Below are 19839 nucleotides of genomic sequence, written 5' to 3' on the forward strand. Positions count from 1 at the left end.
ATGATCTCGTCGTCGATCGCGGCCTTGATCTCCGCGACGTTCAGCACCGTGCCCTCCAACGCGAAGTCGTGGTAGATCCACGACATCAGGAAGCGTTGGTCGAACTCGACCCGCTGGGTCGGGGAGAGCATTCCGAGCTTCTCCCAGAGCAGTTCTGATGCCTCCTGCAGTTGCCGGTAGGTCTTTGCGCGCGCGGGCTGCATCATCGGCTTGGGGCGACTCCGAGGGGCGCACGCTAATGAATTCTCCGCCGCGTGGTCAACGGTTACGCGCACGGATCGGACAGATCGACCGCCAGTGGTGCCTGACGTGCCCTGACGCGCCCCGAGGCCTCCCCGCATGGTGTGTCGCGAGGGCGCAATCGTCCGGAATTTGACCGCATTCACGGGTTTTGGCAGGGGTCGTCGACGGTGGCCGAGCGATCCGAACACGTGCCCGTGCTCGTGCGTGAGGTTTGCCGCGCGCTGATCCCGGCGCTCGCGGGTTCGACGAGCGCGGTCGTGATCGATGCGACCGTGGGGCTCGGCGGGCACATGCTCGCGCTGCTCGAGGCCGCAGCGCAGGCGTCGGTGGCCCAGCCGCGGCTGGTGATCGGCTTCGATCAGGACCCCGACGCGCTGGCCCAGGCGCGACGCAACCTGGCCCAGGCGCCCTGCGAGGTGGTGTTGATCGGCGCCAACTTCTCGCGCATGGCCGAGCTGTTGGCGCCGCTCCTCGCCGAGCGTGAGCTGGGCCCTGCCGACGTGGTCGGCGTGCTCGCCGATCTCGGGGTCTCGTCGCTGCAGCTCGACCGCGGCGAGCGGGGCTTCTCGTGGCGCACCGACGCGCCGCTCGACATGCGCATGGACACCGGCAGCGGCGAGAGTGCCGGCGAGCTGCTCGCGCACGTCGACGTCGGCACGCTGACGCGGATCCTGCGACAGCTCGGCGAGGAGCCCGAGGCGTCGCGCATCGCGGCGGCGATCGTGCGCGCGCGGCCGACCACGACCTTCGGACTCGCCGAGGTCGTCGCGCAGGCCATGAGTGCACCGGCGAGGCGCAAGCTCGGGCTGCGCATCCATCCCGCGACCCGCACGTTCCAGGCGCTGCGCATCCACGTCAACGACGAGCTCGGCGTGCTCGATCGTCTGCTCGAGCAGGCGCCGGCGCTGGTCGCCCGCGGCGGTCGCGTGGCGATCATCTCGTTTCACTCGCTCGAGGACCGTCGCGTGAAGCAGCGCTTCGCGGCGCTCGCGAGCCCACCGCACGTGCCCGCGCACGTGCCGATGCGTGCCGGCGAGCTGCCGGTCGCCGACTACGTGATCCCGTCGGAGTGGAAGGGCGGAGCGACCGCACAGCCCGACGAGCTCACCCGCAATCCCCGTTCGCGCAGCGCTCGTCTGCGCGTGTTGGAGCGTCGCCCATGAACCCCACCGAACCCCGTCGTCGCCGTCGCCAAGCGCCGCCGCCCACCTACGCGCACGGTTGGGGCCGCGTCGGGGATGCCCACGTGGCGCCGGTCGTGCAGGCACTGCGAAGGCGCTGGGCGCCCGCCGGGACCTCGCTGCTGATGGCGCTGCTGGTGGTGGCGCTGTGCGCCGCCGGCATCGTGCGCGTGCGGGCCTCGGCCCGCGTGCTCGCGCTGGGTGCCGAGATCACCGAGCTGACGGACCAGCAGGCGCGGCTTCAGGAGGAGAAGCGGCGGCTGTTCGCGGAGCGGGCCTACCTGCGGCATCCCGATCAGGTCGCCGACATTGCGCGCAACAAGCTGGGCATGGTGCCCGTCGCACCCGAGCTGGTGCAGCAGATCCGATTGGTCGAGTAGTCATGACACACCGTCTTCGTTCGCGTTCGTCCTCGCTGCTGCTGGCGGCCTCGTTGCTGTCACTGGTCGGCGCCTGTGCCCACTCGCGCGGGGCCTATCCCGCCGCGCAGACCGACCTCGCGCTGCGTCGCGTGGTGCTGTACCGCAACGGCATCGGCTACTTCGAGCGGCACGGCGAGGTCGACGACGACCATCTCGCGATCAAGGTGCGGCGCGATCAGGTCGACGATCTGCTCAAGAGCCTCACGGTGATCGACCGCAGCACCGGCAAGGCCGTCAGCGTCTCGATGCCACTGGACCCGGAGAGCTGGGCGAACGCCGCGCTGGCAACCCTGGCTCCGGGGCGGGGCAGCCTCGCCACCGTGCTCGACGGCCTGCGGGGGACCGCGGTCGTGCTGCGCACGCTCGAGGGACGCATCCGTGGTCGCATCGTGATGGTCGAAGCCATCGTCAACGAGCCCGACCCGAGCAATCGCGCCGCGCGGGCGATCGTACCGTCGCCCGACAACGGCGTGCAGAACGACTGGCGCGTCACGTTGCTCGACGGCGACGAGCTCCAGACGGTGCGGCTGTCGAAGATCTACGGCGTGAAGCTCGAAGACGGTGACCTCGCGCTGCAGCTCAACCGTCGCCTCGATGCCAGCGCCGGCGAGGGCATGTTCCAGCAGGTCGAGGTGATCGTGCGACTCGCGGGCAAGCACGCTCACGACCTCGCCGTGAGCTACGTGGTCGCGGCGCCGATGTGGAAGCCGACCTACCGGGTCGTGCTACCCGAGCAGGGCAAGGGCAAGGCGCTGCTGCAGGGTTGGGCGGTGGTCGACAACACCAGTGGAGAGGACTGGAACGACGTCGCGTTGTCGTTGACCTCGGGCGAGCCGATCGCGTTTCGCTACGACCTCCACACGCCGCGCACGGTCGGCCGCGCCGATCTCACCGAGGCCGGCGTCTCTCGCCGCGCCGTGGTCGCAGTCGGCGAGACCACCTACGACGAGTCGGATGCGGAACCGATGGTCGAGACCGCAGCCGAGCTCGACATGCCCGCGCCCGAGGACTGGGATGGCGCGCCCGAGAAGTCCGCGAGACGCGAGGAGTCCCGTCGCGACGAGAAGCCCGCGGCCAAGCCTGCGGGCGGCCGCGCGTCGGCGGGTCCCGCCCGGCTCGCCGAGCCGCAGCCGGCCGCGACGCCGGCGTCTTCGATCGACTACGACGCGCTGCGCCGCTCGACCCAGGCCAGCGCACGCGCCAAGCAGGCCGCCGGGCTCACGAGCTTCGACCTGCGCGAGCGCGTGACGGTGCCCAACGGCAACTCGACCATGGTGGCGGTGCTCAACGAGTCGGTCGAGGGCGAGCAGACCTTCTTGTACAAGCCCGGCGGCGCCGGCATCGGCTACGAGGCCAATCCCTATCGTGTGGTCCGCTTCCGCAACAGCACGCCGTTCGTGCTCGAGCCGGGCCCAATCGCGATCTACTCGGGCGACAGCTTCGTCGGTGAAGGGCTGTCGGAGTCGGTCGGTAGCGGTGTCAGTGCGACGCTGCCGTTCGCGGTCGAGCCCGCGATCATGGTCAGCTCGATCGCGACCTACTCGGGCGATCAGATGCAGCTACTGCGGATCGTCCGCGGCGTGCTCGAGGTCGAGACCTTCGCGCGCACGACCACCACGTGGAGCGTCAAGGCGCCGAAGTCGATGGGCAGCTTCACCGTGCTCGTGCGGCACTCGAAGTCGGGCTGGAACTACGAGCTGCAGGATCGCCCCAAGGGCACCGAAGAACTCCCGGATGGCTACCTCGTGCCGGTCATGGTGACCAAGGCCGGCGAAGAGGGCAGCGTGACGCTGGTCGAGCAGACCCCGTCGGTCACCACGCTGTCGATCTGGGATGGCCGCGCGCTGGGCCTGCTCGAGGGGCTCGTGGCCCAGGCCACGCTCACCACCGAGCTGCGCAAGAAGCTCGAGCCGGTGGTGAAGCTGCGTCAGGAGATCGGTCGCATCGACACCGAGATCGAGGGCCTCAAGCGCCAGCAGGTCGAGCTCGATCAGCGTGCCAACGAGACCCGCGAGAACCTCGAGGCGATCAAGAAGGATCCCGCCGCCGGCGCGCTGCGCAGCAAGCTCAACGGGCGGCTCGACGAGTTCACCAAGGACGGCGACCGCATCGGTCGCAAGGTCGTCGAGCTGAACAGCCAGCGCCTCGAGAAGAAGATCGCGCTCGAGGACCTGCTGCAGAGCCTCGAGTTCGAGGCGCCGAAGGCCAAGGCGAACGCCGCCGCGAAGTGACCGCCACCCGGGTCACGTTGGATCGACGGGCTCGTCCTCGTCGTCGCCGAACAGCACCCCGACCTGGAGCTCGATCGCCTCGAAGGGCTCAGCCCGCACCCGCTCGCTGCGCTCCGCGGCGAGCACGACCAGGTAACCAGCCGCGGTATGACGGTGCAGCGCCGTGACGCGCGCTCGGCTTTGGCCTCGCGCGAGAGTTCACCGTCGATGATCTCGTGGAATCGCTCGGCGAGCGGGATCGCGAGCAGGTCGTCGATCGTCTTGCGAGCACCGAGCGTGCGGGCGAGCGCCACAGCGAACAGCGTAGCGGCCCGCTCGTCGCTGCGCCAGACCGCCCGGGCGCGGCGCCGCGCCCGGAGCTCGTCCTCGTCGTCGCCGAACCGCGTCGGCGCTCAGCCGGCCGCGAACACGTACTCGTGCTGCGCGTCGCGGAGCACCAGGCTCTTGCCGTCGGCACCGACCACGAATTCGAACCCGACCACGCCGGGGGCGATGGTCGCGAACGACACGGAACCGTCGGGGTTCTTGCGGCTGGCGACCTCGGACTTCCACTCGCCGAAGTCGAAGATCACGGCCGCGTCCTTCTTGCGCACGGTGATCGTGCCGAGCACGGGGTTGGCGTAGCGTGGGGCCAGGGCCGCCGCGGCGGTGGCATCGGCGGGCACGGTCATGAGCTCACGCTGGGCCGCGAACGCGGCGCGGAAGTTCTTGTCGCCCTGCACCAGCGCCTCGTCGGCCTCGGGTCGACCGTCGTAGAGCACCTCGAGTAGCTTGCGCTTGAAGAGGCTGCGGATGGCGACGCCGCGATCGCTGTTGGTGAGGATGACCGCCCCGACCCCGGCCTCGGGCAGCCAGATCATGTCGCTGTGCATGCCGATGAGGTCGCCGCCGTGGCTGACGATCGGGATGCCATCGCGCGTGTCCACCATCAGGCCCATGCCGTAACTGGTGTCCTTGTCGACGGCGACCTGCGGTGCGCGTCGGGCCAGCAGTGCCTCCTTCGAGATGTATGACTTGCCGTTCGGGAGCTTGCCCTCGGCCAGCTCCATCTGCACGTACGCGAGCATGTCGTTCACGGTGCTCCAAGCCCCGCCGGCGGGGCGCACGGGGATGACCGAGTCGTTGAGCTCGTGCACCGCGGCCGCCGGCTTCAGGTCGATGTCGAAGCCGTGCGGCATCGCGTAGTTGCCGGTCATTGCCTTCTTGTAGTCGAAGGTCGTGGACTTCATGCCCAGCGGGTCGAACACCATGGTGCGCATGGCCTTGTCGTAGGCCTTGCCGAGCTCGAGCTTGGGGTACGCGACGTGTCCGCCGATGAAGCCGGCAGCGGCCGCCATCACGTTCGAGTACTGGAACAGCTCGCCGAACTTGCTGGTGGGCTGCATCTGGCCGAGCGCCGTCATCGCGCCCTCCGGGGTGAGGTCTTTGAACTCGAGCAGCCACTCGAGGTCCTGTCGCGGCATGCCGGTGCACGCACAGATGAGATGCTTGACCTCGACCTTGGCGGTGGTGTCGGCATCGCCGAGCTTGAAGCTCGGCAGCAAGGTGGTGGCCTTGGTGTCCCAGCCCAGCTTGCCCTGGTCGACCAGCTTGGCCAGCATCAGCGTCGTCAGGGCCTTGGTGTTCGAGGCGACGATGAAGCGGGTGTCGGCGTCGACCTTGGCCGGCTTGCCGCGGGTGCGCACGCCGAAGCCACCGGCGAACACGACCTTGCCCTGATCGATGAGGCCCAGGCCCACGCCTTCGACCCCGAGCAACGCCTGCGCCTCCTCGACGAACTTGGTGAGCTGCGCGATGCGGGCGGCGTCGAGCGGGTGGGCCTGCTTGCCGGCGAACGACTCGAGCTGGCCACCCTTGGGCAGCAGGCGGCCGAACATCAGGCCCAGCTGGCTGCCGCGCTTCTCGGCGGTCGCCTCGGCGACGTCGATCAGCACCACCGTCCAGGTGCCGTTGGCGAACATCGCCTGTGCACCGATCGCGCGCTTGAGGTTCGGCGGCACCTCGTAGCCATAGCCGGTGATGTGCTGCCAGCCGTCCTTGTCGGGCGCCTCGTTGCGCACGAGCTGCTTCCACTTCATGTCGGGCGCGACCGTGGCCCACGCCTTCGCGAGCGCCTCGTCGGCGCTCTTGGCCTGGAGGTCGACGAGCGCCACCCACGAGTCCCCCTCGGGCGACTCGAGCCGCGTGACCGCGCCGTCGACCGTCATCCGCCACTGCGCCGGGGCGATGAAGCCGTTGCCCGCCGTGGTGGTGCTGGGGGTGTCGGCGGTGAGCGTGCGCGACTGCGGCGTGCCCGCGTCGCGCTTGGGCGCCGAGGTCTTCGTGGTCGCACCGGCGGCATCCGGCGCGACGGTGGTGGGGGTGCCCGACTTGGGCGAGCACGCAGCGAGGGCGAGGGCGACGATGACGGGTGAGCTCCGCATGGGCGGACGCTAACATCGGCACCCCGCCGGTCATGCCCGCCGACTAGCGGCCGCGAGATCGCGGGCTCGGAGCCGACGTACGGCCCGAACGCGCCGTGCGAGCGCCCGACTTCGCCGCGGGTTTCGTCGACGCCGTCGATTTCGCCGCGGGTTTTGTCACGGCCTTCTTCGCAGACGTGGTCGCCGTCTTCGCGGACGTGGTCGCCGTCTTCGCGGACGTGGTCGCCGTCTTCGCAGACGTGGTCGCCGCCTTCGCGGACGTGGTCGCCGTCTTCGCGGCCGCGCGTCGCCCCTCGGCCGTGCCAGCCCGGGCGGCGTGGTACTGCTCGACGTAGCGGTCGACGTCGACGCGCGCGATGGTCTCGCCGACCACCGCGAGCGGGATGTCTTCGAGCCGCTTGAAGCGCACGCACGACTTGCCCATGTCGAGCTTCTTGCCGGCGGCGCGCCAGGCCTGCTCGAACCAAGCGCGCAGTCCCTCGTGGCCGTACACGCTCAGCAGGTACAGCGACATGTGCTGCTTCTGCGACGCGAGGGCCGCGAGCATCAGCGGCTGCCCGTTGTAGGTCTTCGGCAGCCGCGACAGCGGCACGACGTACGCGATCATCCCGGCCATCAACCGCTCCTCGTAGCCACGGGGAAGGTTGCGCAGGATCGCCTTGCGAATCGTCGCGATCGCGTCGCGACGATCGGCGGGCAGCGAGGCGATGTACGCGTCGACGGAAGTCGCGGGGCTCGAGACCATCGTCGGGGAGGATAGCAGCGGCGAAGCGGCGCCGGGCCGCTCGCGAGGTGCAACGTGACGCTTTGCCGTGCGTCGCGATCGTCCCGTCGTTCGAACCGCACGCACCGCACGTCACGGTGCCGCCCTCGTGGCGCCGTGGGGCGTCATGGGCGACCGTGGTACGCTCGTCGTGTGACGCGCTGCGGGGGATGGTTGCTCCTTGCGCGCTGTTCGGGCGGCGAGGTGCAGGCGGAGTGACCATCGCAGCGCTCCTGGGAGTTGCCGGAGTCATCGCGCTGATCGTCGTCGTCGTGCTGTTGCGCGAGCGCTGGCAGCAGTGGTGGTTCGAGTGCGAAGATCCGCGCCAGATCGCGCGATTTCGGGTGGTCTTCGCGCTGTTGCTGCTCTGCAATGTGAACGGCCTGCACGAGTGGTTCGAGCTGCTGTTCGAGCCCAGCGGGATGTTCACCGCGGCGCAAGCCAGAGCGGCCTTCGGCGCGGCGGATGAGGGCGCGGTCGCGGCCTTGGGCGCGCTGCTACGTGGGAACTTCTCGGTGCTGCACTACTGGGACGATGCGTACGCATTCACCGTCGTTCTGGTGGTGTTCGAGCTGGCGACGGTGCTGTTCATGGTCGGGCTCTGCACCCGTGTCGCGGGGCTGATCACACTCGTCGCGTTCGAGATGATCCTGTGGCGCAACCGCGTGTTCTGGGAGGGCACCGAGGTCGTGTTCCGGGTCTTCCTGGTGTATCTGGTGTGCTCGCGCTGCGGCGAGGCATTCGCCGTGGACGCGTGGCTGCGGCGGCGTCGCGGAGTCCAGGGTCCGCCGGCACTCGTGCCAGCGTGGCCACGGCGACTCATGCTGGTCCAGCTCTGCATCATCATGACGACCACGGGGTTGCTGAAACACGACGGTGCCTGGCTGCGCGGCGATGCCGTCTACTATGCGCTCAGCTACGAGCACTACACCCGGTTTCGCATCACCGGGTTGCTCGCGCGCATTCCTCCCGAGGCGATGGCGGCCGTGACGTTCACGGCACGTAGCATCGAGACGCTGTTCTCGCTCGCGCTCGTCGGGGTGATCGGCTCGTGGTCCGAGGCGCGGTTCACTCGGCTGCAGGGAACGCAGCGAACCGCCGTTGTGGTGGCCTGGTGGGTCGCCCTCGCGTGTGCCGCAGGGGTCGCGCTCGTCACCGGTGAGCCGCGGCTCGTGCCGGTGGACTCGCCAGTGCTGGCGGCGGCGGCGCTGTTGGTCACCGTCGGTGGCAGCGCTTGGGTGTGGACGCGCGCTCGGCCGTCGGCGTGGCGTCGGGTCCATGACCCGCGCGTCTGGGTCGGTGCGGCGGCGCTGCTGTTTTCGGCAATGTGGCTGCTCATGAACATCGGCTGGTTTCACCCGGTGATGTTGGCGACGCTGCTCGTGTTCACCCGATGCGGTCCGCCGCACCACGCGACCCTGGCATACTCACCGCGGGTACGGGCGTTGGGCGGCGTCTTGATTGCATGGCATCTGGTGGCGATCGCAGCCACCGTGCACCCCAAGGCAGCGAAGTTCGCTGCTGCGCGCATGTGGATGGACGCGACCCGAACTGCGCAGGGATGGGGCATGTGGGCCACGCCGCCCGAAACCAACGTGTTCTTGAAGGCCGTCGCCTTCGATGCGTCCGAGCGAGCCGTGGAGCTCGCTACCGATCTCCACCTGGCCGAGCTGCGACCGCCCGCGTCACTGGGCTATGATCGTCGATGGAAGATCGCCGAGGTACTCGCCAAGCCCCGCAGTCAGCGCTTTCGCAGTGGTCATGCGCGCTGGCTCTGTCGCACCCACCCCGGCACGGCCCGGATCGAGCTGCGTGCCGTCGAGTACCGAATTCCGACCCCCGCGGAGAACCGGTCGCTGGGTGGTTACGACGTCGACGCGGTCTTTCGCGAGCGCGCGACGCAGCGGCTTCTGCTCGACCACGCGTGCCCGTGATCCAGCGGCCGGCACCGACGCGATCCCGACGGGGTCGCTGCGGATCAGACCCCGAAGCCGCAGGTGTCGAGCGAGAGGTACTGCGGGACTGCGATGGTCACGGTGGCGTCGAACACGACCGGCTCGTCGTCGGGTGGCAGCAAGCTGACGTGCAGGGTCGCTTCGACGCCGTCCACCATGTGCACGTCGGTGAGGGCATCGGGCAAGAGCATCGCGATGCCGACCGTGTTGAAGCCGCCGTCGGGCTCGCCGATGCCACCGCAGCCGACGTACACCGGGTAGCCCTGCGCCTCGTAGAAGTGGCCGGTCGGCGAGAGGTCGTCGAAGCCGGGGACGTCGAGGGTGACGTCGTACATCACGAAATCGTCGACGGGCACGAGACCGCCCTGGTCGGTCTGCAGGAAGAACATCAACGCGCCCTGGCCCCCGCACTCCATCGTCAGCGTGTCGCCGAGTGGCTCGCCGAGGTTGCCGAGGTCGAACCACGGGCCGTCTTGGCCGGGCTTCTCGGAGAGGCCGCAGGGCAGCTCGCCGGTGGTCGAGTCGGTCGCGCTGGTGTCCGAGATCGTGCTCGACTCGGTCTCGCCGGTGGTCGCGACCGTGGTGCTGCTCGCCGATGTGGCGGCCGAGGTCGAGGCCGAGCTCGATGCGGACGTCGACGCCGACGCCGTGCCGGACGCGGTCGCCGTGCCGGTGCCGCCGGAGCTGTCGCCCGAATCTGCGTTGCCCTCCGAGCCACCCGTCTCGCCACACGCCGCGGACATGCTGGTGCCGAACAGTGCGGCGCACGTCATCCAGCTCGAAACCCTACGACCAACCCAACGACTCATCCAAACCATCGACCAGAACCTTGCCCGGATCTGTGGCGCAGTCAAGCGACAGGGGCGTTGCGTGAACCCACGCCGCGCGTGCGCGATTCATCGTCGTCGACGGCGAAGGAACCACAGGGCTGCGGACATGAAGCCCGCCCAGGCCGCGCCGCGCTCGGGTGTCGAGGCCTGGAGACCGCAGGCGCAACCGGCCTGTGGGCTGGCGATCTCGCGCGGTGCCGCGACCGGCACGCCCACTGCGTTGGCGGAGAGGTCGCGCGCGGGCGCGCCATCGGTGGCAGTGGCAGTCGCGGTTGCCGTGGCGGTCGCAGTCCCGGTGACGCCCAGCTCGGCGAGCAGCGCATCTGCGTGCTCGACTGCATCCAGCTGCCACAGCAGGTAGCGCACGTCGACCATGACGTTACGTGAGCGTTCGGGGCTGTAGCCGAAGTCGCCCGCGATGTTCTCCCAGACGCGATCGAAGTTGAGCCCGACCCAGCGGCCTTGCCCGTCGATCACGGGGCTGCCCGAGTTGCCGCCGGTGGTGTCGGCGTTGGCGAGGAACGCGACCGGCACGTCGTGCAGCCGCGGATCGGCCCATCGTGACTGCGCGCTGGTGGTCGCGGCCGCGAGCAACTTCGCCGGGGCATCGAAGGGCGCGACCCCGGTGTGCTTCGCGACCAGCCCCGCGACCGTGGTCTGCGGCGTGGCGAGCAGGCCCTCGCGCGGCACATAGCCCTGCACGGTCGCGTACGACAGCCGCAGCGTGCTGTTGGCGTCGGGGTACACCGGGCCGGTGCGCAGTGCCTGCAGGGCCGCGAAGTAGCGTGGGCCCGCGACCAGGAGGATGCCCTCACGCCGGTGCTCGCGTCGGTCGGCGGCCTCGATCGCCGGCAGCAGGGCGCGTGCGAAGGCGATCATGGGATCGCGCTCGCGCGCGACGACCTCCCAGTCGGCGTCCCACAGGCCCTTCACGAAGCCTTCGTCGACCACGCGGGTGCGCAGCAGCCCGCCGATGTCGGCGACGCGGCGATCGGTGAACCGCTGCGCGGCCGGCAGCGCTTCGACGCGACGCAGCACCGCGGCCAGCAGCGCCGCGTCGACGTCGCGGTCGAAGTCTCGCATGCGCCGGGTCTGCGCCGACCACAGCTCGGCGGCGCGACGATCCATGTAGGCCTCGTCGCGCTCGAGGTCGGGCTTGCGGCGCTCGCTGGCGCGGCGCACCACGTCGATCGCGATCGCCAGCGCGTTGGCCCCGCGCGGCAGGCTGTCGACCAGGAAGTCGACCGCGAACGACTCCCGGCGCTCCTGCGCGAGCGCCTGCAGCTGGTCGAAGGTCTCGCGGCAGCCGGTGTCGGCCTGGGTCGAGCACCAGGCATCGAGCTCTTCGCGCTCGCGCTCGCGCCGTGCCACGGTGCCGTTGCGCGCGAGCCCATCGATCATGCCGAGCGCGTTCTTGTGCCGGTTGGCGAGCCCCTTCTGCTTGGCCGCGACCTTGATCGCGACCGCCTTGTCGCGGGCGCCGGCGGCCTCGAGGATGCCGATCCACTCGCCGTACAGATCGATGCGTGCGGGGAACACCTGCTCGACCCAGCGCGCGACCTCGGCGGCCGGTTGATAGCGCTGGGTCGAGCCGGGGAAGCCCAGCACCGCCACGAAGTCGCCGGGCGCGACGCCGTCTTGCCCGAGCGGCAGGTGTCGCGCGGGTCGGTAGGGCACGTTGGTGACCGCGTGCGTGGCCGGATCGCCGCTCGGGCCGACATACGCGCGCAGCAGCGAGAAGTCGCCCGTGTGCCGCGGCCACATCCAGTTGTCGACCTCGCCGCCGTAGTTGCCGACCGACGAAGGTGGCGCGTACACCAGGCGAACGTCGGTGAACTCGCGCGAGGCGATGAGCTGCACCTCCGCGCCGGCGTAGAAGTCGGCCACGCGGCAGCGCCGAGCGCTGGCCGCGGCCTCGCAGTCGAGCACGAGCTGCTTGCGCAGCCGACTCACCGCCTTCGCGCGGGCCTCGGGCTCGGGCTCGCCATCGGCGACCGCACGGATCTGCGCGGTCACGTCGGTGACCGACTCGACGATCTGCACGGTGGTGTTCTTGGCCGGTAGCTCCTCGGCCCGCGTGCGCGCCAGGAAGCCGTCGGCGAGGTAGTCGTGCTCCACCGAGCTCGCCGCTTGGATCGCCCCGTACGCGCAGTGGTGGTTGGTCGCGATGAGACCATCGGGCGAGACGAACGCCGCCGAGCAGCCCGAGAGGTTGACCACCGCCGCGAGCAGCCCGGTCTCGTTGCCGGACGCATCGGTCGCGTGCAGGGCCTCGAGCGGCAGCTGCAGCCCGAGACGCGCCAGCGTGGCCGCGTCGAGCTCCGGGATCTGTCGCGGCATCCACTGACCCTCGTCGGCGTGGAGATCGGTGGCGAGTGCGGACGTCGCGACGAGTACGGCGGCGAGGAGCGAAAGGGACACACGGGCGCGGCGGCGGGCCATGGGTTCGCGCAGGGTAGCAGGGGGGGGCGGCCGTCGCGACTGCGGCCTCAGCCGAGCGCCAACAGGCCGGCGCGCAGCGTCAGCGCGGCGAGCACCAGCGACGACACGAAGAACAGTACGAAGCGCACCTCGATCACGTTCACGGTCGCCTGGAACACGCTGTGGACCACGCGCAGGCCGACGTACGTCCACGCCAGCGTGAGCTCCAGACCGCTGCCGCCGCCCAGCAGCGCGAGCGAGATCGCGATCGCGTAGAACAGCGTCGGCATCTCCAACAGGTGGTTGTAGTTGTCGGCCTTCCAGCGCGCCGACGCGGGCAGGCTCGCCATCTGCTCGCCGCGCGGCGCGGTGGGATCGAGCCTCATGCCGGCGCGGCGGATCGCGGGGATCCGCGTGGCGTACATCCAGGCCCACATCACGAAGGTCCACGCAACGAGGGCGATGACGGGCAGCAACATGGCCTTGGTGGTCGGCACGGGCGGTCACGCTACCACGGCCGCGAAAGTCACCGCCGCGGCGCGCCATGGCGCCGTCTCACTGGCAGCTCGCGCCGGGCAGGTCGTTCGCGCCGTCCTGCTCGACCCAGTAGGTCTCTGGATGCGACGAGGGGCCGGCATAAGGATCGATCGACGCGCCCTCGACATCGACGACCTCGAAGTGGAGGTGGGGTGCGGACGAGTTGCCCGAGCTACCGACCAGCGCCATCACCTGCCCGCACGACACCCGGTCGCCCTCGGCGACCAAGATGCTGTTCTTCTTCAGGTGGAGGTAGCGGGTGGACATCCCGTCGTCGTGCAGGACCGTGATCTCGTTGGGAGGCGTCACCGGTCCCCCGTCTTCGCACTGGACCATCTGCGCCGCCAGGTTCAGAGCGCAGCGGTCGTACTCGCCGTCGTGCGTGAACACCACCACGCCTTCGGCGGCAGCGAGCACGTCGGCGCTGCCGTTGTCCATCGTCGTGAATCCACCGAGCAGGATGAAATCGGTGCCGGTGTGATCGTCGTAGCAAGCGGGGAAGGGCTGGCCGTCGTGCGACAGGCAGTCGAGGGGGCCGTCGCCGGGCAGCGGATCGTTGTCGAACCCGACCACTTCCCCGATGAACTCCGCGTCGGGGTTCGCCATCGGGAGCGCGAACAGGATCCGGTCCACGCACGCGTCGTTGTTCGCGAAGTAGCCGTCGTCGCAGACGCAGGCGTCGTCGCTGCACTGCGAGTGCTGCGGACACGCGGCGCACGGATCGACGGCCGTGGTGCTGGAATCACCGCGTGTCTCGGACCCGGAACCAGACCCGAACCCGGACGACGAAGACTCGGACGATCCGCCCGTGGTCGAGACATCGCCGGTCGAGCTCGAACCCTCGCCGGTGCTCGCCGATGGATCACCGCAAGCCGTCAGGAAACACAGCGCGACGCGACGCACGACGATCGCACGGTATCATGGGCCGTGATCGCGTCGTTGGCCCCCGGCCCGCAGCCCTGCGCGGCCGCGTGAGCACCCGGCGGACCCGCTCACCCCGCGGGCTGACACACCGAGCCGCCCTCGATCTGCGAGTTGGTGCGGAAGGTGTTGAGCTGCTGCCACGAGGGCGTCTCGTGCTGCGGGATCGTACCGTCCTCGCGGACGTTGCTGACGTGGTACGTGTGCTGGTTCCAGATGCGGCGGGCCTGGATCCACCGCTCCTGCACGTCGCGGATCGCGACCACCGCGGGCGAGTTGGGCAGGGTCTGGAAGTTCGAGACCACGAGGATCTCGGCCGCACCGTCGTTGTCGATGTCGGCGACCACGGGGTACTCGAGGCCGGTGCCGCTCTCGCGCGGCGTGGTGAACAGCGGATCGCCGCTGCCATCGAACACGAACAGCTGAGTCTCGTCGGCGTACATCGCCTCGGCGATGCCGTTGCCGTCGAAGTCGAACGCGGTGCCGCCGGCCGAGCCGCTCAGATCCTGCACGGGCGCCTGCCACAGGATCGTCGGGCCCGCGTCGTCGATCTCGTAGACGGTGTAGTTGTTGGCCGATCCAGTCGCGAACTCCGACGCACCGTCGCCGTCGAAGTCGTGCACCGTGCCGGGCTTGAGCCACACCGTCTCCGGCGACGGCGGATCGCCGGTCGGACGCTGGTCCTGCCACACGATGGTGCCGTCGGCCTCGAGCATGGTGATGCCCGACGGGTTCATCAGGATGATTTCGGGCTCGGGGTCGGCATCGAACGATGCGACGTGCGGAAAGCCCGGCAGCAGGCCGGTGCTGTAGAAGACGCTGCCATCCACCGCGTACGCGTTGCGGCCGTGGATCACCTCGAGCGTGCCGTCGCCGTCGAGGTCGGCGGCGGTCGGCAGCGAGCCCACGCCGCCGGGCAGTGGCGCCTCGGGGTGGGTCCACAGCTGGCCGCCGAGGTGGTCGTAGACCGCGTCGCCGGCGAGGATCTCGACGTCGCCGTCGGCATCGAGGTCTGCGAGGGCGACACCGGTGAACGCGACGTCGCCGGCGGGGTCGGGGCTCGTCCATGCGATGGTGCCGTCGTGCTCGAAGGCCACCAGGTGGCCGATCCCGCCGCCGAAGATCGACTGACCATCGATGGTGACGATCTCGGCGATGCCATCGTCGTCGATGTCGCCGACCGCAGGGGTGACGGTGAGATCGACGCTGGTGGGGATCGAGAAGTGCTCGATGCCGGTGTCACCGGCGAGCACGAAGATGCGGCCGGTGCTGAGGCCGACGTCGAAGGCGACCACGACCACATCGGGGATGTCGCAGAGATCGATCTCGTCGTCGGCGTTGTCGTCGGTGAGGTTGACGACCAGCGGCGAGGTGACGACCTGCGTGAGACCGTCGGCGCCCAGCCACTCCCACTGCACGTCGGGCTCGAAGCTGTCGGCGGGGGCTTGCTGCTGGCAGGGCATGACCTCGCCCATCGGATCGACGGCCTTGCAGTCGAACGGCACCACCTCGCCGGTGCTGCTGTCGCCGACGCCGACGTCGTACTTCACCGACGGGCCGCTGCTCGAGTCGGCCTGTGAGGTCGCGGTCGTGCTGCCACCCGTGCTGGTGCCGCCGGTCGAGCCGTCGCTGCCACCCGTGCTGCTGCCGCTGCCCCCGCCGTGCGAGCTGCCCTCGCTACCACCACCGGTGACGCCGGTATCGTCCGCGCAGCCGCACAGCACCATCGTCACCACACCGAAGCTTCGGAAGTTCCAGCCCACGAGAGTCCTCCCCATCCGCGGGCAAGCGAGCCCGCGCCGTCCACCAATGAGCGGAGATTGTCGGGCACTGCGGATGTGCCGGTCAATGGCCGGGTCGCTCGCATTCACGGGCTGCTCAGGTGGCCGCGGGGCGCCGGAGCCGAGCGATGCGGTGTTCGATCTGCCGGCGCTCGTGGGCGTTGCGGCTGCACGCGGCGGCGCGCTCCAGGGAGTCGACCGCGGCGTCGGTCTCGCCGATCTCGGCCAACAGCACCCCGCGCACGAGGTGCACCGAGGGATGGGCGTCGGCCTCGAGGTCGCCGCGCGCGAGCAGCTCGAGTCCGCGCGCGGGCCCCTGCGCCTGCGCCAGCGCGAACGCCCGATGCACACGCACGGCCGGTGTCGGTCGCTCGCGCTCGAGCAACGCGTACAGATCCGCGATCTCGTCCCACTGCGTCGCGTCGGCGTCGCGCGCTCGACAGTGCACCGCGGCGATCGCTGCCTCGATCTGGAACGCACCCGGGGCGCCGGCCGCCAGTGCCCGCTCGAGCAGCGCGGTGGCGGCTGCGATCGCGGCGCGGTCCCAGCGGCTGCGGTCCTGCTGGGGCAGCGGCACCGGCTCGCCGTCGGCGTCGAGCCGCGCGTCGCGACGCGCGTCGTGCAGCAGCAGCAGCGCCAGCAGGCCCGCAGCCTCGGGGTGATCCGGGAACGCCTCGCACAGCGATCGCGCGAGTCCGATCGCCAGCCGACACAGGTCGGCGCGGATCGGTGCGTCGTCATCGCCCGACCAGTAGCCCTCGTTGAAGAGCAGGTGGATCGTGCGCAGCACCGCGGCGATGCGCCCGCGGGCGTGCTCGGGCGTGGTGCCTTCGGGGTCGCCGCGCTCGCGCAGACGCTGGCGCGCACGCGTGAGTCGCTGCTCCATCGTGCGCGGTGCGACCACGAATGCCCTCGCGATCTCGTCCACCGACAGGCCCACCACGGTCGCCAGCGCCAGCGCAGCGCTCTCTCCGACCTCGAGCGCCGGGTGGCAGCACGCGAACAGCAGCCGCAGGAGCTCGTCCTTCCAACTGCGCAGGACATCGGGCTCGGCCAAAGCAATGCGCGTCCACGGGCTCAGCTGCGCCAGCCGCAGCACCGCGTCGGTGTGGTGATCGGCCCGTCGCGATCGTCGTCGCCCGTCGCGGTGGGCGTTGCAGGCCGTCGTCACCAGCCAGGCCTCCGGCGACTGCGGCAGGCCGTCGCGCGGCCACGTCGACAAGGCCCGCAGCACCGCGTGCTGCACCGCGTCCTCGGCGTCCGCGATCGCGCCGGTGAACGCGAGCAGCCGCGCGAGCACACCGGGGTAGACCCGGCGGATCACCGCCGCGAGACCGCTCGGGTCTAGCCCCGCCATCGCCAGTCCACCGGCCGTACCTCGATCACGTGGTGTGGATCGCCGCAGATCTGCCGCGCGCGCGCGAGCGCGTGCTCGAGCGAGTCGCAGTCGACCAGATAGAAGCCGACCAACCACTCCTTCGATTCGATGAACGGGCCGTCGGTCACCTCGTGACCGCTCGCCCGCACACGCACGGTGCGCGCGGTGTCGGGCGCGTCGAGTCGGGCCACCGCGTGGAGCTGGTGACGCAGGTCGGCCTCGGCCTGCACCGCGCGGTGACCCGCGAGTGGGTCGGAGCCCGGCGTCGGAGGCGTCGACGGCAGCGGCTCATCCGCAGACGTGGTGCGGTAGATGAGCAGGGCGTAGGTCGTCATCGACCCCGTCCATGCTCACGCCTTCTTCCACAGCGCAAGCGCGGCGCCGCCGGGGTCGCGGACGACGGTGAACTCCCCCGCCGGGCCACGGGTCTTGTCGCGCACGAGCGTGGCACCGAGGCCGACGGCCCGCTTGGTCGCGGCGGCCACGTCGTCGACGGCGACGAACGGAATCCACTCGTCGCGGTCACCATGGCGATCGCCCTCGTTGCCGAGCGCGGCGAAGGGACCCTCGGCGGTCGACAGCATCGTCATGCCGCCGGGGCCGTCGGCGTCGCGGATGTCGAGCAGGGCGGTGTAGAAGGCACGGTTGGCCGCGGTGGCGCGGCCGTTGTGGTGGAACCAGACGAACGGTGAGGACATGATGCCGGGGAGACGCCGGAGCGCCGCCCGCCACGACAGGGCTCGCGAGAAAAGATCGCGGCGGCGCGGGGGTGTCGGCTTGGGCCGCAATGACACACCGAGGTCCCCGCCCGATGCGGCTCGCGCGCGGCGGCAAGCGGGCGCTGCGATCGATGGCGCCTGGCGTCGACGGGGGACGGTGCCGCCCCGGATGGGGCAGTGTCGATCCGACCCGCCGCGCGCAACCTCGGCGGCCCGCGGACGGTCATCGCTGTTGCCCTCACCGATGGTACTGCCATAAATGCCTCGCCGCGGGGCAGCTCGCGGGATTCTCCGCGCGTGATTGCACGTGAGAGACGATCGACGGACATGAAGCGAACATCGGATCGACCCGCCACGCGCATCGCCTGCTTCGCCGCGTCGCCGCTGCGCACCGAGGGCGTTCGCATGGGTGTCGGGCGTCGCCGGCTCGCAGCTGCACTCACTGCAGTGGCCCTGTTCGCGGGTGGTTGCGGCAACAAGCTGCTCGATCAGGCGCCCGCGCGCGATCCCGACAAGACCATGCCGGGCGACTTCGGCAAGCTCGCCGGCGACAGCGGCTCCCAGACCAGCGTGGCCGCGCAGGCGCAGTGGGACGCGTTCTTCTCCGACGCCGATCTGAAGGCGCTGATCGAGGAGGCGCTCGACAACAACCAGGAGCTCAACATGCAGCTCCAGGAGATCATCATCACGCGCAACGAGATCGCGGCCAAGCGCGGCGACTACCTGCCCAGCCTCGGCGCCGGCGTTGGCGGTGGCGTGGAGAAGGTCGGTCGCTACAGCAGTCAGGGCGTGAGCGACGAGCTGCACGGCGTGCCGGCGAACCTGCCCAACCTGCACTTCGGCTTCTCGGCGGCGTGGGAGATCGACATCTGGGGGAAGCTCCGCAACGCGATGAAGTCGGCGAAGAACCGCTACCTCGCGAGCATCGAGGCGCGGAACTTCATCGTCACGCAGATCGTCGCGGAGATCGCCGAGGCCTACTACGAGCTGGTCGCCCTCGACAACCAGATCGAGGTCTTGGATCGCAACATCGCGCTGCAGTCCGACGCGCTCGAGATCGTCAAGCTCAAGAAGGAAGCCGCCCGCGCCACCGAGCTGGCGGTGCAGCGCTTCCAGGCCGAGGTACTGAAGAACCAGGCCCACCGCTTCGCACTCGAGCAGCGCCGCATCGAGGCCGAGAACCGCATCAACTTCCTGGTCGGTCGCTACCCGCAGCCGGTCAAGCGCAACCCCGCGGCGTTCAACGCCGCACCGCCGCGCATCTACACCGGCGTGCCGTCGGAGCTGCTGGCGAACCGCCCCGACATCCGTCAGGCCGAGCTCGAGCTCGAGGCCTCGAAGCTCGACGTGAAGGTCGCCAAGGCCCGCTTCTATCCCTCGCTCAGCATCGAGGCCGGCGTCGGCTACGACTCCTTCAACATGCGGCATCTGGTCGCCACGCCGCAGTCGCTCGCCTACAACGTCGCGGGCAACCTGATGGCGCCGCTGCTCAATCGCGCAGCGATCAAGGCCGACTACCGGGCCGCGAACGCGGCGCAGATCCGCGCGGTCTACAACTACGAGCGGACGATCCTGCTCGGCTATACCGAGGTCGCCAACAACCTCGCGAAGATCGAGAACCTGCGCAACGAGTACGAGCGGCTGGCCGAGCAGGTCGCCAAGCTGCAGGCGGCGATCGAGGTGTCGAGCGTGCTGTACGATGCCGCCCGCGCGGACTACATGGAAGTGCTGCTCACGCGCCGCGACTCGCTCGACGCCGAGATGGAGCTGATCGAGACCAAGAAGGACCAGCTGCTGGCGGTCGTCAAGGTCTACCAGGCGCTGGGCGGCGGCTGGCGGAAGCCGAAGTGACGCGGGCGGCGCTGCCGCGCCGATGAGGCCGATGGCGGCGTGGTCGCCCGCTGGCGTCGATCCTCGACGGCGGTCGATGGGTGTCGCGCACGACCGTGCGCGATCGGTCGGCCGCCGCGATCGTGTCGGGCCCCACGTCGCTGGCGTGCTGTGCCACCATGGCGCAGTCGCGTGGGGGCAGCA

General features: G+C 70.1%; 14 protein-coding genes and 2 pseudogenes. 5 read left to right on the top strand and 11 right to left on the bottom strand.

Annotated features, from left to right (window positions below; translation table 11 throughout):
• Window positions 1-410 precede the first annotated feature (410 nt).
• From rsmH to IPH07_39650, 3 genes are read left to right on the top strand one after another with little or no spacing between them, the layout of a single operon-like run.
• Window positions 411-1406, top strand: a complete 996-nt coding sequence (gene rsmH / locus IPH07_39640; GenBank protein MBK6923569.1) for a 16S rRNA (cytosine(1402)-N(4))-methyltransferase RsmH — start codon at window positions 411-413, stop codon at window positions 1404-1406.
• Entirely contained in the window at window positions 1403-1804 is a 402-nt protein-coding gene (locus IPH07_39645; GenBank protein ID MBK6923570.1) for a septum formation initiator family protein, read from the top strand. Before rsmH ends, IPH07_39645 begins: the two co-directional genes overlap by 4 nt.
• Window positions 1805-1806: 2 nt before the next feature.
• The gene (locus tag IPH07_39650; GenBank protein ID MBK6923571.1) at window positions 1807-4077 is read left to right on the top strand and encodes a DUF4139 domain-containing protein; all 2271 of its coding nucleotides are present in this window, start codon (window positions 1807-1809) and stop codon (window positions 4075-4077) included.
• A gap of 12 nt (window positions 4078-4089) precedes the next feature.
• On the opposite strand, the pseudogene IPH07_39655 reads toward IPH07_39650, so the two are convergent.
• From IPH07_39655 to IPH07_39665, 3 genes and pseudogenes are all read right to left on the bottom strand, one after another.
• Window positions 4090-4236: pseudogene (locus IPH07_39655) on the bottom strand (Uma2 family endonuclease).
• A gap of 233 nt (window positions 4237-4469) precedes the next feature.
• A complete protein-coding gene (locus IPH07_39660; GenBank protein MBK6923572.1) occupies window positions 4470-6284 on the bottom strand; it encodes a beta-lactamase family protein in 1815 nt (604 codons plus the stop codon).
• Between the two features lie 523 nt (window positions 6285-6807).
• Window positions 6808-7245 (bottom strand): annotated as a pseudogene (locus tag IPH07_39665) (DUF1801 domain-containing protein).
• A 233-nt stretch (window positions 7246-7478) separates the two neighbouring features.
• Here IPH07_39665 and IPH07_39670 point away from each other — a divergent pair.
• A complete protein-coding gene (locus IPH07_39670; protein MBK6923573.1) occupies window positions 7479-9197 on the top strand; it encodes an HTTM domain-containing protein in 1719 nt (572 codons plus the stop codon).
• 44 nt (window positions 9198-9241) lie between these two features.
• On the opposite strand, the gene IPH07_39675 is transcribed toward IPH07_39670, so the two are convergent.
• From IPH07_39675 to IPH07_39710, 8 genes are all read right to left on the bottom strand, one after another.
• A complete protein-coding gene (locus IPH07_39675; protein ID MBK6923574.1) occupies window positions 9242-9991 on the bottom strand; it encodes a hypothetical protein in 750 nt (249 codons plus the stop codon).
• Window positions 9992-10114: 123 nt separating this feature from the next.
• Entirely contained in the window at window positions 10115-12490 is a 2376-nt protein-coding gene (locus IPH07_39680; protein MBK6923575.1) for a S46 family peptidase, read from the bottom strand.
• A gap of 47 nt (window positions 12491-12537) precedes the next feature.
• Window positions 12538-12948, bottom strand: coding sequence for an MAPEG family protein (locus IPH07_39685; protein MBK6923576.1), 411 nt, complete (start codon window positions 12946-12948; stop codon window positions 12538-12540).
• Between the two features lie 76 nt (window positions 12949-13024).
• Window positions 13025-13909: a M23 family metallopeptidase gene (locus IPH07_39690; protein ID MBK6923577.1), complete on the bottom strand. Its 885-nt coding sequence runs from the start codon at window positions 13907-13909 to the stop codon at window positions 13025-13027.
• 89 nt (window positions 13910-13998) lie between these two features.
• Window positions 13999-15690, bottom strand: a complete 1692-nt coding sequence (locus IPH07_39695; protein ID MBK6923578.1) for a hypothetical protein — start codon at window positions 15688-15690, stop codon at window positions 13999-14001.
• A 115-nt stretch (window positions 15691-15805) separates the two neighbouring features.
• Window positions 15806-17065, bottom strand: a complete 1260-nt coding sequence (locus tag IPH07_39700; GenBank protein MBK6923579.1) for a hypothetical protein — start codon at window positions 17063-17065, stop codon at window positions 15806-15808.
• Window positions 17053-17421, bottom strand: coding sequence for a hypothetical protein (locus IPH07_39705; protein ID MBK6923580.1), 369 nt, complete (start codon window positions 17419-17421; stop codon window positions 17053-17055). The genes IPH07_39700 and IPH07_39705 overlap by 13 nt, the downstream gene beginning before the upstream one ends.
• A gap of 15 nt (window positions 17422-17436) precedes the next feature.
• Entirely contained in the window at window positions 17437-17784 is a 348-nt protein-coding gene (locus tag IPH07_39710; protein ID MBK6923581.1) for a VOC family protein, read from the bottom strand.
• A gap of 348 nt (window positions 17785-18132) precedes the next feature.
• Here IPH07_39710 and IPH07_39715 point away from each other — a divergent pair, with 348 nt between their 5' ends.
• The gene (locus tag IPH07_39715) at window positions 18133-19656 is read left to right on the top strand and encodes a TolC family protein (protein MBK6923582.1); all 1524 of its coding nucleotides are present in this window, start codon (window positions 18133-18135) and stop codon (window positions 19654-19656) included.
• Window positions 19657-19839 lie beyond the last annotated feature (183 nt).

Source organism: Deltaproteobacteria bacterium, from assembly GCA_016709225.1.
GTDB lineage: Bacteria > Myxococcota_A > Polyangia > Nannocystales > Nannocystaceae > Xiheibacterium > Xiheibacterium phototrophicum.